The sequence below is a fragment of the Cryobacterium sp. 10S3 genome (genome assembly GCF_034344045.1).
Classification (GTDB): Bacteria; Actinomycetota; Actinomycetes; order Actinomycetales; family Microbacteriaceae; genus Cryobacterium; species Cryobacterium glucosi.
This window is the reverse complement of the sequence record NZ_CP133773.1, coordinates 2,938,391-2,950,428: the sequence shown is the minus strand read 5'-3', so window position 1 is coordinate 2,950,428 and position 12,038 is coordinate 2,938,391. Positions and strand designations below refer to the sequence as shown.

The window sequence follows — 12,038 nt, the reverse complement described above, 5'->3', positions numbered from 1 at the left end:
TCAGGGTTCGCCATGACGGAGGATGCCGCGGACCGCGGCATCCGGACGTCGCCCGACCGGACGTTTAGACCTTGAGGCGCCAGTCCTGGGCGTCGTCAGCGCTGGTGTCGCCGGCGCCTGCGGCGACGTCGTCGTTCGTGACGTCGATCGGAAGCGTGATGGACCCGGTCGCGGGTTCGATCACGGTCGCCTCGTCGCGGCGGTGACGCAGGACATCCTGCACGTAGGACGTGACCGCTTCGGCGAGCGGGATGTCCCTGGACTGGTTCTGGGCCATGTACCAGCGGTGGTCGAGCAGCTGGTGGAACACCTCTGCCGGCTCGAGCTTGCCCTTGAGGTCGCGCGGAATCGCGCGGATGACGGGTTCGAAGACCCGGACGACCCACTCGTGGGCGAGGGCTTCTTCGTCGCTCGCCGGGTCGCCGTATGCGAGGCGATAGGCGTCGAGGTCGTTGAGCAGGCGCCGGGCCTGGTTCTCCTCGGCGTCGAGGCCGGTCAGCCGCAGCAGGCGGCGCTGGTGGTGCCCCGCGTCCACGACCTTGGGCTGGATGCGCACGGTCGAGCCTGTCGCATCAGTCTTGATGGCGAGTTCCTCGATGTCGAAGCCGAGGTCGTTCAGGCGCTCGACGCGTTCGGTGATGCGCCAGCGCTCGGAACTCGCGAAGGATTCGGAGCCGGTCAGCTCGGTCCAGAGCAGCCGGTAGGCGTTCACGATGCCGTTGCTGACCCGGATCGGGTCGAGTTCGTCAGCGGCGCGGCCGCCGGCCTCGAGGTCCATCAGTTCGCCGGCGATGTTGACCCTGGCGATCTCGAGGTCGTTCTCGCGCTGGCCCTTGGACAGGCCGCCCGGGTAGAGCTGCCCGGTCTCCGCGTCGACGAGATAGGCGGCGAAGGCGCCCGCGTCGCGGCGGAAGAGCGTGTTCGAGAGCGAGACGTCGCCCCAGAACAGGCCGGCCATGTGCACGCGCACGAGCAGGAGGGCGAGGGCGTCAACGAGGCGGGTCGCGGTCGTCGGTCGCAGCGTCTGCGAGTACAGGGCGCGGTAGGGGAGTGAGAACTTGAGGTGCCGGGTGACGAGGACCGAGTTCAGCGGCTCGCCGTCTTCGTTGGTGCGGTTCGTGATCACGGCGAGCGGCTCGACGCAGGGGATTTCGAGTCCCTGGAGGGTGCGGAGCATTTCGTACTCGCGCTTGGCCATCTCGCTCGTGGTTTCCTTGATCGCGACGACGCGACCGCTGAGGTGCGCGAACCGTACGAGGTGACGGGACAGGCCCTTCGGCAGGGCGGCGATGTTCTCGTTCGGCCAGGCATCCAGCGGCAGGTGCCAGGGCAGGTCGAGGAGGGCCGGGTCGGCCGTGGCCGAGGTGATATTGACAGAACCGCTCATGGATTGAGCCTACCGGTGCGGGTTGGCGGCCGGTGCCGGATGCCCCGCGGACAGGGGCTGTCCCGGGTCGAGGCATCCGCTTCACCGAGGCAATTGTGGCTCGTCACTGTCACGCTGGGCACGGGACGCAGAACGGCCGGGCGGAATGAATCCGCCCGGCCGTTCTTGTGAATCGTTGTCGACTAGTCGGCGACGGCTCCACCGAGGCGGAGGCCGCTCTCGGCGTCGAAGACGTGCAGGTGGTGCGCGGTCGGCGTCAGGTAGACCGTCTCTCCGGCGTTCGGGTGTGAACGGCCGTCGACGCGGGCGACGATGTCGGTGCGCTTGCCCTCGACTGTGGAGTGACCGTAGAGGTAACCGTCGGCGCCGAGCTCTTCGACCAGGTCGACGCTCACCTCGAGGCCCTCGCCGTGGGTGGTCGAGAGGTGGATGTCCTCGGGGCGGACACCGATGGTGACCTTCGGGCCGGTCGCGCCGGCGATGATCTCGCGGGCGACGGGGATCGTGGCGGTGCCGAACTTGATGCCACCCTCGACGGTGTCCGCGAGGAAGAGGTTCATGGCCGGGCTGCCGATGAATCCGGCGACGAAGACGTTGTTCGGCTTGGCGTACAGGTCGCGCGGGGTGCCGACCTGCTGGAGCACGCCGTCCTTGAGCACCGCGATGCGGTCACCCATGGTGAGGGCTTCGGTCTGGTCGTGGGTGACGTAGACGGTCGTGACGCCGAGGCGACGCTGCAGCGAGGCGATCTGGGTGCGGGTCTGCACGCGGAGCTTGGCGTCGAGGTTCGACAGCGGCTCGTCCATGAGGAACACCTGGGGCTGACGCACGATGGCACGGCCCATGGCGACGCGCTGACGCTGGCCACCCGAGAGGGCCTTCGGCTTGCGGCTGAGGTAGGGCTCGAGGTCGAGCAGCTTGGCGGCTTCGAGAACGCGGGCGGCGCGCTCGTCCTTGTTGACGCCGGCGATCTTGAGCGCAAAGCCCATGTTCTCGGCGACCGTCATGTGCGGGTACAGCGCGTAGTTCTGGAAGACCATCGCGATGTCGCGGTCCTTCGGGGGAACGTCCGTCACATTGCGCTCACCGATGAAGATGTTGCCGTCGTTGACCTCTTCGAGGCCGGCGAGCATGCGCAGGGACGTTGACTTTCCACAGCCGGAGGGACCGACGAGGACGAGGAATTCACCATCGGCAACCGACAGGTCGAGGTGGTCGACCGCGGGGCGGGTGGAACCCGGGTAGAGACGGGTTGCTTTGTCAAAGGTGACTGAAGCCATTTTCGGTATTCTCCTTCACCGGCAGGTACGTGCCGGACGATCCGTAGTGATGGGATTTATTGTCGGCCTGCGCATCATGGCAGGATCCGACTGTTCCAGTATGACACGCCCGAACAGGGGGTCTGCGGCGGTTTTGCCCAGCGGATGCGTCGCAAGGCAGCCCCTGTCTGGTCATTTCCCAGACTGGAGTCCTATTATTTGGAGGGCATTTACATAGGAAATGTCGATCCAAAGACCTACCCGAAGCGAGCATTCATGACTATTGGCGGATCTGGCGAGAGTCGACCTTCCCGAAATAAGCGACGCGACGCGGTCCGCACGAAGGCTACCCAGCTGCGTGTCGAGCAGAAGAAGAAGAACCGTCGCAACCGGTTCCTGCTGCAGGGCGGCATCCTGGTTGTCGCACTCGCGATCGTCGCAGTCATCGCACTCGTCGTCATGAATTCGATCCGCCCCGCAGGCCCCGGCCCCGCGAACATGGCCAGTGACGGCGTTCTCATCGGCGAGGGCATGAAGGTCACCGAGACCACGGCCCTCAAGGCCGGCGCCGACGCCGTGCCGTCCACGCCGGATGCGACCGGAACCGTCGCCGACATCCGCGTGTACGTCGACTACCTGTGCCCGTTCTGCGGCCAGTTCGAAACGACCAACAGCGACCAGATCGTGAAGTGGGTCACCTCGGGTGCCGCAACGGTCGAGATCCACCCGATCTCCATCCTGACCAGCAAGTCAGCTGGAACCCAGTACTCGCTCCGCTCGGCGAACGCTGCCGCGTGCGTCGCCAACTATTCCCCTAGTGACTTCTTCACCTTCAATGCCGCACTCTTCGCGAACCAGCCGAAGGAAGGCACCGCAGGGCTGGACGACGCCGCGATCATGGGGCTCGTGACGAGCTCCGGAGTCGCGTCATCCGTCTCGGAGATCAACACCTGCATCACCGACGTGCGCTACAAGGCCTGGGTCGTCGCCGCGACCAACCGGGCGTTGTCCGGGCCGCTGCCCAACACCACGGTCGAGGCCGTGACCGGCACTCCGACCGTGCTCGTGAACGGTAAGCAGTACTCGGGCGCCCTCGATGACCCCAAGGAATTCGCCGCATTCGTGCTGCAGTCCGCCGGAGAGACCTACTCGACGTCGACGCCGACGCCCACGCCGACACCGGCGGGCTGATCCTCGACGGGTCCGCAGCTTTCGTCCGCAGCTTTCGTCCGCAGCGGGCTCCCGGTCGGCGGATGCTGCCGGTCTGGCCCCGCGGACCCCGTTCGTCATTTAGGATGGGGGACCGAGGCGGGAATCCGCCTCATGCCGGCCTGGCGCAATTGGTAGCGCACCACTCTTGTAAAGTGGGGGTTACGGGTTCAAGTCCCGTGGCCGGCCCCACACCCCTTGAAAACACTGGGATCCACGCCGATCCGGTCATGATGGGCGGTTGTCTCGCCGAGAATCTCGCCTATCCCGGTACTGCGGCGACTGCCGGAACCCGATCGTGTGGTCGAGTAGATCCTCCCACTCGACCAGCAGTAGGTACGTGCTCTGCGACTCGATAGACCGCGACAACGACACGCTGAGGCATCCGGGCATGGAGGCGATGATCGGGCGAGCCAGGGTGAAGGCTCGCTCGAATTCAACTTCTCGTCCGGCGATGACGGGCAGTAAGGCGTGTTCGGTGACCACGAGGCCAGTGTGTCATTCGGGGTGGCTACGCTGACTCACATGAACGCAGAGGAACACGCCCGGGAGGTAGATCGGCTGGAGAGATTGAGGACGCTACTCGCGGCCCGGAACCGCATCGAGGAGGTTTCTCGGGCCGTCGTTGCTGCGTCGAGTGACGATGACGCCGCGGAGCGAGTCCGTCGCCTTCTGGGTTGCTCAGAGATCGCAGCGCGGCACGTCATCTCGACACCGTTGCGCATGTACCGTCGCGGCGACGCACTCGCACGGGAAATCGCGGACCTTGAGGAGTACTTGACTGGCGTGGTGCCGCTGGACCCGGCGGTGTCCACGCGCGCCCTGGCTGACGGTACCGAGGACGTAACGGCCGCTCATCCGCTCGCGGAGCTGGAAGCCGGCGAGCCGAGCATCCCTGTCGAAGATATCGTCCGGGACCCGGGCATCCCATTGGACTAGCCCCCAAGGGCGTCCGAAATTCTTATTCGGTGACCAGCCCGATTGCGCACAGTGCCGCCAGTGCAGCGTTCAGGGCTACCAGCGTGCAGAATCTTGACGTCACTGGTCCTGAGTTGATCCCTCCGCGGGCGGATGCTCGGCCAGACAGAAGAGGTTGCCTTCCGGGTCCGCCAGTGTGGTCCACTGCACGTGTGGGAACTCGTCCAGGACGTCCCACTGGTAGACGGCGCCCAGGCCGAGGAGACGTTCGACCTCAGCACGTCGTGACCCCCACGGGACGGTGAGGTCCAGGTGGGCGCCGCGGCGATTCGGATGGGGGGAGTCACAAGGCCGGAAGAACATCCCGAAACCGTTCGCGCCGGCCGGCGGCAGGTAGACGCTATCGCCGCCGGGTGAGGGTGTCGCTCCGGTGACCGACGCCCAGAAATCGGCAAGCGCAGTCGGGTCATGTGCCTCGACGTTGATCGCGCCAAGGGTGATTTGGGGAGCCGTCATCTCGCCGACGCTAGCACGCGTCCGACACGCATCTCTGGACAGCGGATCGCGAATGTGGGACGTCTCCGGTCCAAACGATTGCGACCCGCTCCCGAAGGCGGTTTGATGGACCGGCCCGAGATTCCGGATTCCACCAGCGAAGGAGCAGAGATGTCATTTCAGGCCTACCTCGACAACATCGAAGACAAGACTGGCCTGACCCCGCGTGAGTTCATCACCCTCGCCCACGAGAAGGGGTTCGACGACCCGTCCACGAAGGCCGGCGTGATCGTCGACTGGCTGAAGGCGGACTTCGACCTGGGCCGAGGTCACGCGATGGCCCTCGTACACGTCATCAAGAACGGCGAGAAGATCGACGCCAAGCACGTCGGGACCGGAACCACGCACAGCGATGCGTCCGACACGCTCTGGCTCGACGGGAAACTGAACCGCCCCGGGTGACCAGGTGCACGCAGCCGTCGCCAAGATGTCGTAGTTTGACACTGCAGGCAGACGCCGGGCGTGAAATGGTCGATGATTGCATAGTCGCGCTCGAACGCGCCATCGCGTCGACCGACGCCGCCAGACCAGAGGGATGCACGCCCATGCCGCACGACGCCATCGCCCGGGAGGGAGACCGGTGACAGCAGAGCGCTCCGGACTGCTCGGCTTCGGTCGAACCGCCTGGTTCAGGCTCGCCGTGGCCATCATCCTCGCGATCGGCCTGCTCGCCGCCGCCGTGCTCGCCGCCAAGGGCCTCCGCTCGCTGCCGGCCGTGCAATCCTTCCTGACCGACTTCCCGGGAACGTCGCAGCTGCCGTCCGGGGCGCCCGTCGGCTTCCCGGCCTGGCTGGCCTGGCAGCATGGGCTCAACGTCTTCTTCCTCCTCTTCATCGTGCGTTCGGGCTGGCAGGTCCGCAGCGCCGGGCGGCCGACCATGTTCTGGACCCGGCGCAATACCGGGCTGATACGCACGAAACAAGCGCCCACCCGGATGGGCATCAACGTCTGGCTGCACCTCTCGGTCGACGTGCTCTGGGTGCTCAACGGGCTCCTCTTCTACGTGCTGCTCTTCGTCACCGGCCAGTGGGTGCGCATCGTTCCGGTCAGCTGGGACATCATTCCCAACGCCGTGTCGGCCGCGCTCCAGTACGTCTCGCTGGGCTGGCCGGTCTCCGACGGCTGGGTGAACTACAACGCCCTCCAGACCCTGAGCTACTTCACCATCGTGTTCGTGGCCGCTCCGCTCGCGCTGGCCACCGGCATCCGCCTCTCGCCGCTCTGGACGTCACGCCGGCTGAGCGAACTCGTCCCGCTCCGCCCGACCAAGGCGGTCCACGTCGGCGTGATGATCGTCTTCCTGATCTTCGTCGTCGTGCACGTGACCCTGGTCTTCGCGACCGGGGCGCTGCGCAACCTCAACCACATGTACGCCGTGCAGAGCGACGACGGCTGGACCGGATTCTGGATCTTCGCGGCCTCGGTCGTCGTGATGATCGTGGCCTGGTTCGCTGCCGGCCCGCGCCTGCTGCGGGCGATCGCCTCGCTCGGCGGCACTGTCATCTCGCGCTGAGTCGCACCGGCGACGGTCAGCGCTCCGCAGACTCCTGCGCGGCCGCCTCGACGCGTTCCCGGTAGCCCTCCCACCAGGCGCGGTCGGCCGGCGGCATATTGTCGTTGCCCTGCCGGAGTCCGACCTCCCCGTCGATGAGCTCTCGGACGAGGTCGGCGTGCCCGGCGTGCCGGTGCGTCTCCGCGATGAGGTGCACGAGGATCTCGTGCAGGCTCGCCGCGCTCCGATCGCCCGTCCACCACGGCACCCGGCCGATGGTGTCGAGCGTGAGCGCCTCGATCGTCGCGCTCGAGTGCGCCCCGACCCGGCGGTAGAGGGTGATGAGCGACTCGCGGGACTCGTCCGGCTTCGCCCACATGTCCGCGTTGAACTCGACGTCGTCCGCCGTCCACGGCAGCGGTTCCGGGAAGGGCCGGCCGAAGACGAGCCCGAGATACCCGGCCTCGACGCCGGCCATGTGCTTGACGAGTCCGAGCAGGTTGGTGCCGGTCGGCACGAGCGGGCGCCGCACGTCGTACTCGCTGAGCCCGTCGAGCTTCCAGATCAATGCTTCCCGACCCGACACCAGGTACCGCGTCAGATCCGTCTTGGCTGCAGTCTCCGTTGCATCAGTCATCCCGCCAGCCTCGCAGACCCGGCTCGGCGGGCCAAGCGATCCGTGCTGATCCGGTCCGACCCGGGTCGATCCGGGCGGGTCTGCTCCAGGACCCATCGACCGGCTGTGGGCGCCGCGCGACTGCGCGTTCCGCGATCCGTCCGACAACACGGCACGCGCAGGCCGAGCGACCTACGGGCGAGCGCTCGTCTGGTCGAAGTCGGGGCTCACGGGTCGGCGGATGCTGCCGGCGCTCGACAGTCCGATGGCCGGCAGTCCCACAGCGGGGTAGTCCGCCTGCGGCCACACGATCGGCTCGAGCTCCCGGCTCTCCGAGCGGGGCCGCGGCCCCTTGGCGAGGAGGACGACCCAGACATAGCAGCCGACGAGCGCCCAGAGGAACCGGAGCACGACATCCACGAGCGGTTCCAGGAAGGTGGCTTCGGCATCGTCGAGGCTCGGGCTCCGCGGAACCGCGGAGGCGGAGGCAGCAGGAGCGTGGGCGATCAGGGGTGCTGTGGCGGCCGTCCGCAGGACGGTCAGCGTACCGAGGGAGATGGTGTCAGGCCGGACGAGTGTGCTGATTTCTGCGCTCACGCCACGAGGATACGTCGCGCCCCTGCTGCACCCGGGACATTCTGCCGACGTTCAGGTGAAGAAACGGTGAAGCCTCGCCTTCGCGCGCCAACTGCGCCGCTTCGCGCCAGGCCTGCCTGGCGCGAAGCGGCGCACGTGGCGCGCGACCCTGAAGAACCGAAAACGGGGGCAGTCAGCGGCGGCGGTCAGGGGGTGGTCAGAGGGCGGTGAGGTGCGCGGCAGGGTCGATCGGGAGCCGGACGCCCGGCTTCGCACCAGACGGCACTCCGCCGACATAGAGCCAGCCGAGCAACTCCTCCGATTCGGCGAGCCCGTGCAGCCGGTGCACCTCGGCGGTGCGGGTGAACGCCCCGGTGCGCCACATCACACCCCAGCCGGCGTGTGTCAACAGGAGGCTCAGGGCGTGTCCGACACCCGCCGCTGTGACGTCCTGTTCCCACGGTTCGACCTTGTCGCTCTCCCGATGGCTCGCGACGACCGCGATCAACAGTGATGCCCGAAGCGGCTTGCCCGCGAGCTTGGCCAACTCCGCAGCGGACGGCGGTTCCGCACCGGCCTCAGCAGCGAGGCGTGCGGATGCCGCGGCGAACGCAGCCCCGAGCCGCATGCGGGCGTCCCCGCGCAGCTCGATCAGGCGCCAGGGTCGCAGGGCCCCGTGGTCGGCCACGCGCGCACACGCGGCCACGAGCGGGAGCAGGTCGTCGTGCGTGGGGGCATCCGGTGTCACGGCGGACGACGAACGCCGCCCGCCGATCGCCTCGAGCGGCGTGCACACGGTCTAGTCGACCGGCTTGAACTCGAGCGAGATGGAGTTCATGCAGTAGCGGTCGCCGGTCGGGGTGCCGAAACCGTCGTCGAAGACATGCCCGAGATGGGAACCGCAGTTCGCGCAGCGCACCTCGGTGCGGACGACGCCGAGGGAGGTGTCCTCGATGAGTTCGACGGCCTCCGGGCGCACCGACTCATAGAAGCTCGGCCAGCCGCACCCGGAATCGAACTTCGTGCCGCTCTTGAAGAGTTCGGCGTGGCAGGCGCCGCAGGTATAGATGCCGGAACGGCTCTCGTCGAGCAGCTCCCCGGTCCAGGCTCGCTCGGTGGCGGCCTGCCGCAGTACGGCAAACTTCTCCGGCCCGAGTTCCGCGGCCCATTCAGCGTCTGACTTCGTGACTTCGTAGTCCATGGTTCATCCTTCCCATCGGGCGAGGGCGCAGTGCAGCGTGGCCGCCAACCCTCCCAGCAAGCTTAAACTCAGCCCGGCAGGGGCGTATTCCGATTCCCGGGCCCGTTCAGCACTTTCACACCGGGACGCTCACCGGCACGCTCCCGCGCCTGCCCGGGCACTTTTCCTCCCGGCGAGGGAGCGACCCGCGTGGCCCAGCGAATCCATAGCCGACGCCAAATAGGATTCGAGCAGCGAATGGCGATGGTGAAAGAGGTGGATGGTGGACGGCGTGCGTGACCCGGACCCCGCCGACTCCCCGGGCGGCCTCACCGACCGCGACCGCGGCATCCTGAGCTTCGAACGGCGCTGGTTCACCCATGCCGGAGCCAAGGAGCAGGCGATCCGTTCCGAGTTCGGGCTGTCCTCGGCCCGGTACTATCAACTATTGGGCGTTTTGATCGACTCCCCTCTTGCCCTGGCTCACGATCCCATGCTGGTGAAACGGCTGCAGCGGATGCGTGCAGCCCGTGAGCAGGCACGGGAGCGCCGGACAGTGCGCGCTCCGGAGCACCGAACCAGCCCCGCCCCCTAGGCGCAGCCGGATTTCGACCCCGACGTTCCACCCATTCGCCCGCGACAAGAGGATCGACCCAGCCCCACAATGCCTCCCACCTATCCGAAAGACCGCTTCGACCACCTGCCGCACTCCCTCGACCGAGTGGGCGCCCATCGCGCCCCCGGAAAGAAGGGACGCCACTGGGTTGCGTTCTGGTGGGCACTGGGGGCAACGGCCGTCCTGATCGGCCTCGGAGTCTTCGGGATGGCCTCGCTCAGCAACAAACTCAACATCGCGATCCCCGGGCTGTCCTCCAGCTCGGCGACAGACACGGCGACGGATGCCGCGACCGCCGTTCCGACGGCCGTCGCGACGGTCGATCCGAGTCTCACCGTGACCGTGCTCAACGGCACAAAGGGCACGGGTGTCGCCAAGGCTGCCGGGGAAGCCCTCTCCGCGGCCGGCTGGACCGTCGGCGCGCTCAGTAACGCGAGCACAGAAGATGTGACCAAGACGACCGTGTACTACGCCGATGCGACCCTCGAGGGCGCCGCCCGCGGGGTCGCGGCTTCGTTTCCGGGATCCACGGTGCTCCTCGCGAGCGACTTCGCAACCTCGGGGGCCGACCTCACGGTCGTCGTCGGGGCTGACTTCGTGTCAAGCACCACGCCTGCGTCCTGACCGGCCATTCGCCTCCGGTTGTATAACTCCACGGGGGCTCCTCGTCAACCCCCTTTCGTTCTTTCTTGGCTTCAGTAATCTTTGACTCAGGTCGCTCATCTCGTTCGTCCGGTTGCCCCCTGGGGCAACCGACCGGTCGGACCGGATGGACGCAGTCACATGCGCCAGGCCCGGTACGGCCAACGGGCGGTTGCCGAAAATATCAGAGCACTGGGGAGTTACACATGGCGAACGGAACCGTCAAATGGTTCAACGCTGAAAAGGGTTTCGGCTTCATCACCGTCGACGGCGGCGGACAGGACGTCTTCGTCCACTATTCCGCCATCGACATGCACGGGTACAAGGTTTTGGAAGAGGGACAGCACGTCATCTTCGAACTGGGAACCGGGGCAAAGGGGCCACAGGCCGAGTCGGTACGTCCCGTCTGATCTGAAAAGATCAGGCGCACCCACACCAAGCGCACCCAATCTCGGGCAACACCCCGAGCCGCGCGGCATCCGCGAGTTTGCCGCGTTAGGGTGTGGGGCGTGACAGCGAAAAGAACTGCAAGAATCCACGGGCGAAGCACGGCACGACTTTTCGGTGCCGTGCTTCTTCCATGCCTCCTCTTGGTGATGACGGCGTGCTCCGGAACCGAGCCGCCCACCACGGCGACGCCGACGGCGACCGTGGAACCCACCGCCGCTGCCGTCGACGCCCCGGCGCCGCTGGCGATCGCGCCGCTTCGTGGCACGATCGTGCCGGCCGGGAAGGCTGCGAACCCGTCCCTCGCCGTGAAGATCGACAACCACGAGGCCGCCAGGCCCCAGATTTCGCTGGATCGGGCTGACATCGTCTTCGAGGAACTCGTCGAGGGCGGACTGACCCGTTACGTCGGCGTCTGGCAGTCCGACATTCCCGACGCGATCGGCCCGGTGCGGTCGATCCGGCCGATGGACCCCGACATCATCACGCCGTTCGGCGGAATCGTCGCCTACTCCGGCGGACAGCAGGTCTTCGTCGACATGATGAAGGCCACCCCCGTCATCAACTCGGTCTTCGACTACGACACGACGGGCCTGTTCTCCCGCGTCGCCGACAGGGAGGCGCCGCACAACGTCGTGCTGAAGGCCGCCGAACTCGTCGGGCGCAACGCTTCTGTCGCGCCGCCGGTGCAGCAGTTCGCGTACGCGGGCAGCATCGCGGCATCGACCGCCGGGGTCGATGGCACCCCGATCACCCAGATCAACGCGCGGTTCTCCGCATCGCGCTATCCCGGCTGGAGCTGGGACACCGCCTCACAGGCCTACCTGCGCTCGCAGGAGGGCGCCCCGGACCTCGACACGACCGGCGCCCGCAGGGGCGCCACCAACGTCCTCGTGCTCCGGGTCGACATCGACGGCACCTACGGCGAGGTGCCCAAGACCGTCATGATCGGTACGGGGGAGGGCTCGGTGTCCGCCGGCGGCAAGACCGTGCACTCGACGTGGTCGAAGGCCGGGCAGGCCGACCCGATCCGGCTGATCGACGACAACGGGGTCACCATTCGCCTCGCCCCGGGCAATACCTGGATCGAACTGATCCCGAACGGCACCGGCTCCGTCGAACTCGTCCCGTAGCCTCCCGA

Annotated in this window: 17 protein-coding genes and 1 tRNA gene; 10 read left to right on the top strand and 8 right to left on the bottom strand. The window is 67.1% G+C overall.

Annotated elements, in window-relative coordinates:
* Positions 1 to 64 precede the first annotated feature (64 nt).
* Both RHM57_RS13690 and RHM57_RS13685 read right to left on the bottom strand, forming a co-directional pair.
* Positions 65 to 1,387 carry a DUF4032 domain-containing protein gene (locus tag RHM57_RS13690; RefSeq protein ID WP_134450029.1) on the bottom strand — a complete coding sequence of 441 codons (1,323 nt, stop codon included), beginning with the start codon at positions 1,385 to 1,387 and terminating at the stop codon, positions 65 to 67.
* A gap of 182 nt (positions 1,388 to 1,569) precedes the next feature.
* Positions 1,570 to 2,667, bottom strand: a complete 1,098-nt coding sequence (locus tag RHM57_RS13685) for an ABC transporter ATP-binding protein (protein ID WP_134450030.1) — start codon at positions 2,665 to 2,667, stop codon at positions 1,570 to 1,572.
* 255 nt (positions 2,668 to 2,922) lie between these two features.
* On the opposite strand from RHM57_RS13685, the gene RHM57_RS13680 reads away from it, so the two are divergent.
* Positions 2,923 to 3,837 carry a DsbA family protein gene (locus tag RHM57_RS13680; protein WP_322137233.1) on the top strand — a complete coding sequence of 305 codons (915 nt, stop codon included), beginning with the start codon at positions 2,923 to 2,925 and terminating at the stop codon, positions 3,835 to 3,837.
* 134 nt (positions 3,838 to 3,971) lie between these two features.
* Positions 3,972 to 4,047: transfer RNA gene (locus RHM57_RS13675), tRNA-Thr, on the top strand.
* 36 nt (positions 4,048 to 4,083) lie between these two features.
* Here RHM57_RS13675 and RHM57_RS13670 read toward each other — a convergent pair.
* Positions 4,084 to 4,341: an antibiotic biosynthesis monooxygenase family protein gene (locus RHM57_RS13670; RefSeq protein WP_322137234.1), complete on the bottom strand. Its 258-nt coding sequence runs from the start codon at positions 4,339 to 4,341 to the stop codon at positions 4,084 to 4,086.
* Between the two features lie 39 nt (positions 4,342 to 4,380).
* Here RHM57_RS13670 and RHM57_RS13665 point away from each other — a divergent pair, with 39 nt between their 5' ends.
* A complete protein-coding gene (locus RHM57_RS13665; protein ID WP_322137235.1) occupies positions 4,381 to 4,794 on the top strand; it encodes a hypothetical protein in 414 nt (137 codons plus the stop codon).
* 99 nt (positions 4,795 to 4,893) lie between these two features.
* On the opposite strand, the gene RHM57_RS13660 is transcribed toward RHM57_RS13665, so the two are convergent.
* A complete protein-coding gene (locus RHM57_RS13660; protein ID WP_322140974.1) occupies positions 4,894 to 5,289 on the bottom strand; it encodes a VOC family protein in 396 nt (131 codons plus the stop codon).
* Between the two features lie 150 nt (positions 5,290 to 5,439).
* Between RHM57_RS13660 and RHM57_RS13655 the strand changes: the two genes are divergently transcribed.
* From RHM57_RS13655 to RHM57_RS13645, 3 genes are read left to right on the top strand one after another with little or no spacing between them, the layout of a single operon-like run.
* Complete coding sequence (locus RHM57_RS13655) at positions 5,440 to 5,730, top strand: DUF4287 domain-containing protein (RefSeq protein ID WP_134450042.1); 291 nt, start codon at positions 5,440 to 5,442, stop codon at positions 5,728 to 5,730.
* A 35-nt stretch (positions 5,731 to 5,765) separates the two neighbouring features.
* Complete coding sequence (locus tag RHM57_RS13650; protein WP_322137236.1) at positions 5,766 to 5,912, top strand: hypothetical protein; 147 nt, start codon at positions 5,766 to 5,768, stop codon at positions 5,910 to 5,912.
* Positions 5,909 to 6,841: a hypothetical protein gene (locus RHM57_RS13645; RefSeq protein ID WP_322137237.1), complete on the top strand. Its 933-nt coding sequence runs from the start codon at positions 5,909 to 5,911 to the stop codon at positions 6,839 to 6,841. The genes RHM57_RS13650 and RHM57_RS13645 overlap by 4 nt, the downstream gene beginning before the upstream one ends.
* A 16-nt stretch (positions 6,842 to 6,857) precedes the next feature.
* On the opposite strand, the gene RHM57_RS13640 is transcribed toward RHM57_RS13645, so the two are convergent.
* The 4 genes from RHM57_RS13640 to msrB all read right to left on the bottom strand — a co-directional run bounded on the left by RHM57_RS13640 (position 6,858) and on the right by msrB (position 9,213).
* Positions 6,858 to 7,457: a DinB family protein gene (locus RHM57_RS13640; RefSeq protein ID WP_322137238.1), complete on the bottom strand. Its 600-nt coding sequence runs from the start codon at positions 7,455 to 7,457 to the stop codon at positions 6,858 to 6,860.
* Between the two features lie 171 nt (positions 7,458 to 7,628).
* Positions 7,629 to 8,033, bottom strand: coding sequence for a hypothetical protein (locus tag RHM57_RS13635; protein ID WP_322137239.1), 405 nt, complete (start codon positions 8,031 to 8,033; stop codon positions 7,629 to 7,631).
* A 196-nt stretch (positions 8,034 to 8,229) separates the two neighbouring features.
* Positions 8,230 to 8,808 (bottom strand): nitroreductase family protein, encoded by a 579-nt coding sequence (locus tag RHM57_RS13630; RefSeq protein WP_322137240.1) that lies wholly within the window; start codon positions 8,806 to 8,808, stop codon positions 8,230 to 8,232.
* Between the two features lie 3 nt (positions 8,809 to 8,811).
* Positions 8,812 to 9,213 carry a peptide-methionine (R)-S-oxide reductase MsrB gene (gene msrB / locus RHM57_RS13625; RefSeq protein WP_134450046.1) on the bottom strand — a complete coding sequence of 134 codons (402 nt, stop codon included), beginning with the start codon at positions 9,211 to 9,213 and terminating at the stop codon, positions 8,812 to 8,814.
* 259 nt (positions 9,214 to 9,472) lie between these two features.
* Between msrB and RHM57_RS13620 the strand changes: the two genes are divergently transcribed.
* From RHM57_RS13620 to RHM57_RS13605, 4 genes are all read left to right on the top strand, one after another.
* The gene (locus RHM57_RS13620; RefSeq protein ID WP_322188383.1) at positions 9,473 to 9,787 is read left to right on the top strand and encodes a DUF3263 domain-containing protein; all 315 of its coding nucleotides are present in this window, start codon (positions 9,473 to 9,475) and stop codon (positions 9,785 to 9,787) included.
* Positions 9,788 to 9,856: 69 nt separating this feature from the next.
* Complete coding sequence (locus tag RHM57_RS13615; RefSeq protein WP_322137242.1) at positions 9,857 to 10,432, top strand: LytR C-terminal domain-containing protein; 576 nt, start codon at positions 9,857 to 9,859, stop codon at positions 10,430 to 10,432.
* Between the two features lie 224 nt (positions 10,433 to 10,656).
* Entirely contained in the window at positions 10,657 to 10,860 is a 204-nt protein-coding gene (locus tag RHM57_RS13610; RefSeq protein ID WP_134362230.1) for a cold-shock protein, read from the top strand.
* 186 nt (positions 10,861 to 11,046) lie between these two features.
* Positions 11,047 to 12,030, top strand: coding sequence for a DUF3048 domain-containing protein (locus RHM57_RS13605; RefSeq protein ID WP_322188380.1), 984 nt, complete (start codon positions 11,047 to 11,049; stop codon positions 12,028 to 12,030).
* Positions 12,031 to 12,038 lie beyond the last annotated feature (8 nt).

Coding starts and splice junctions, on each gene's coding strand:
- RHM57_RS13690 (WP_134450029.1), bottom strand. CDS start 1,387: ATGAGCGGTTCTGTCAATATCACCTCGGCCACGGCCGACCCGGCCCTC.
- RHM57_RS13615 (WP_322137242.1), top strand. CDS start 9,857: ATGCCTCCCACCTATCCGAAAGACCGCTTCGACCACCTGCCGCACTCC.
- msrB (WP_134450046.1), bottom strand. CDS start 9,213: ATGGACTACGAAGTCACGAAGTCAGACGCTGAATGGGCCGCGGAACTC.
- RHM57_RS13660 (WP_322140974.1), bottom strand. CDS start 5,289: ATGACGGCTCCCCAAATCACCCTTGGCGCGATCAACGTCGAGGCACAT.
- RHM57_RS13655 (WP_134450042.1), top strand. CDS start 5,440: ATGTCATTTCAGGCCTACCTCGACAACATCGAAGACAAGACTGGCCTG.
- RHM57_RS13620 (WP_322188383.1), top strand. CDS start 9,473: ATGGTGGACGGCGTGCGTGACCCGGACCCCGCCGACTCCCCGGGCGGC.
- RHM57_RS13610 (WP_134362230.1), top strand. CDS start 10,657: ATGGCGAACGGAACCGTCAAATGGTTCAACGCTGAAAAGGGTTTCGGC.
- RHM57_RS13605 (WP_322188380.1), top strand. CDS start 11,047: ATGACGGCGTGCTCCGGAACCGAGCCGCCCACCACGGCGACGCCGACG.
- RHM57_RS13680 (WP_322137233.1), top strand. CDS start 2,923: ATGACTATTGGCGGATCTGGCGAGAGTCGACCTTCCCGAAATAAGCGA.
- RHM57_RS13685 (WP_134450030.1), bottom strand. CDS start 2,667: ATGGCTTCAGTCACCTTTGACAAAGCAACCCGTCTCTACCCGGGTTCC.
- RHM57_RS13665 (WP_322137235.1), top strand. CDS start 4,381: ATGAACGCAGAGGAACACGCCCGGGAGGTAGATCGGCTGGAGAGATTG.
- RHM57_RS13640 (WP_322137238.1), bottom strand. CDS start 7,457: ATGACTGATGCAACGGAGACTGCAGCCAAGACGGATCTGACGCGGTAC.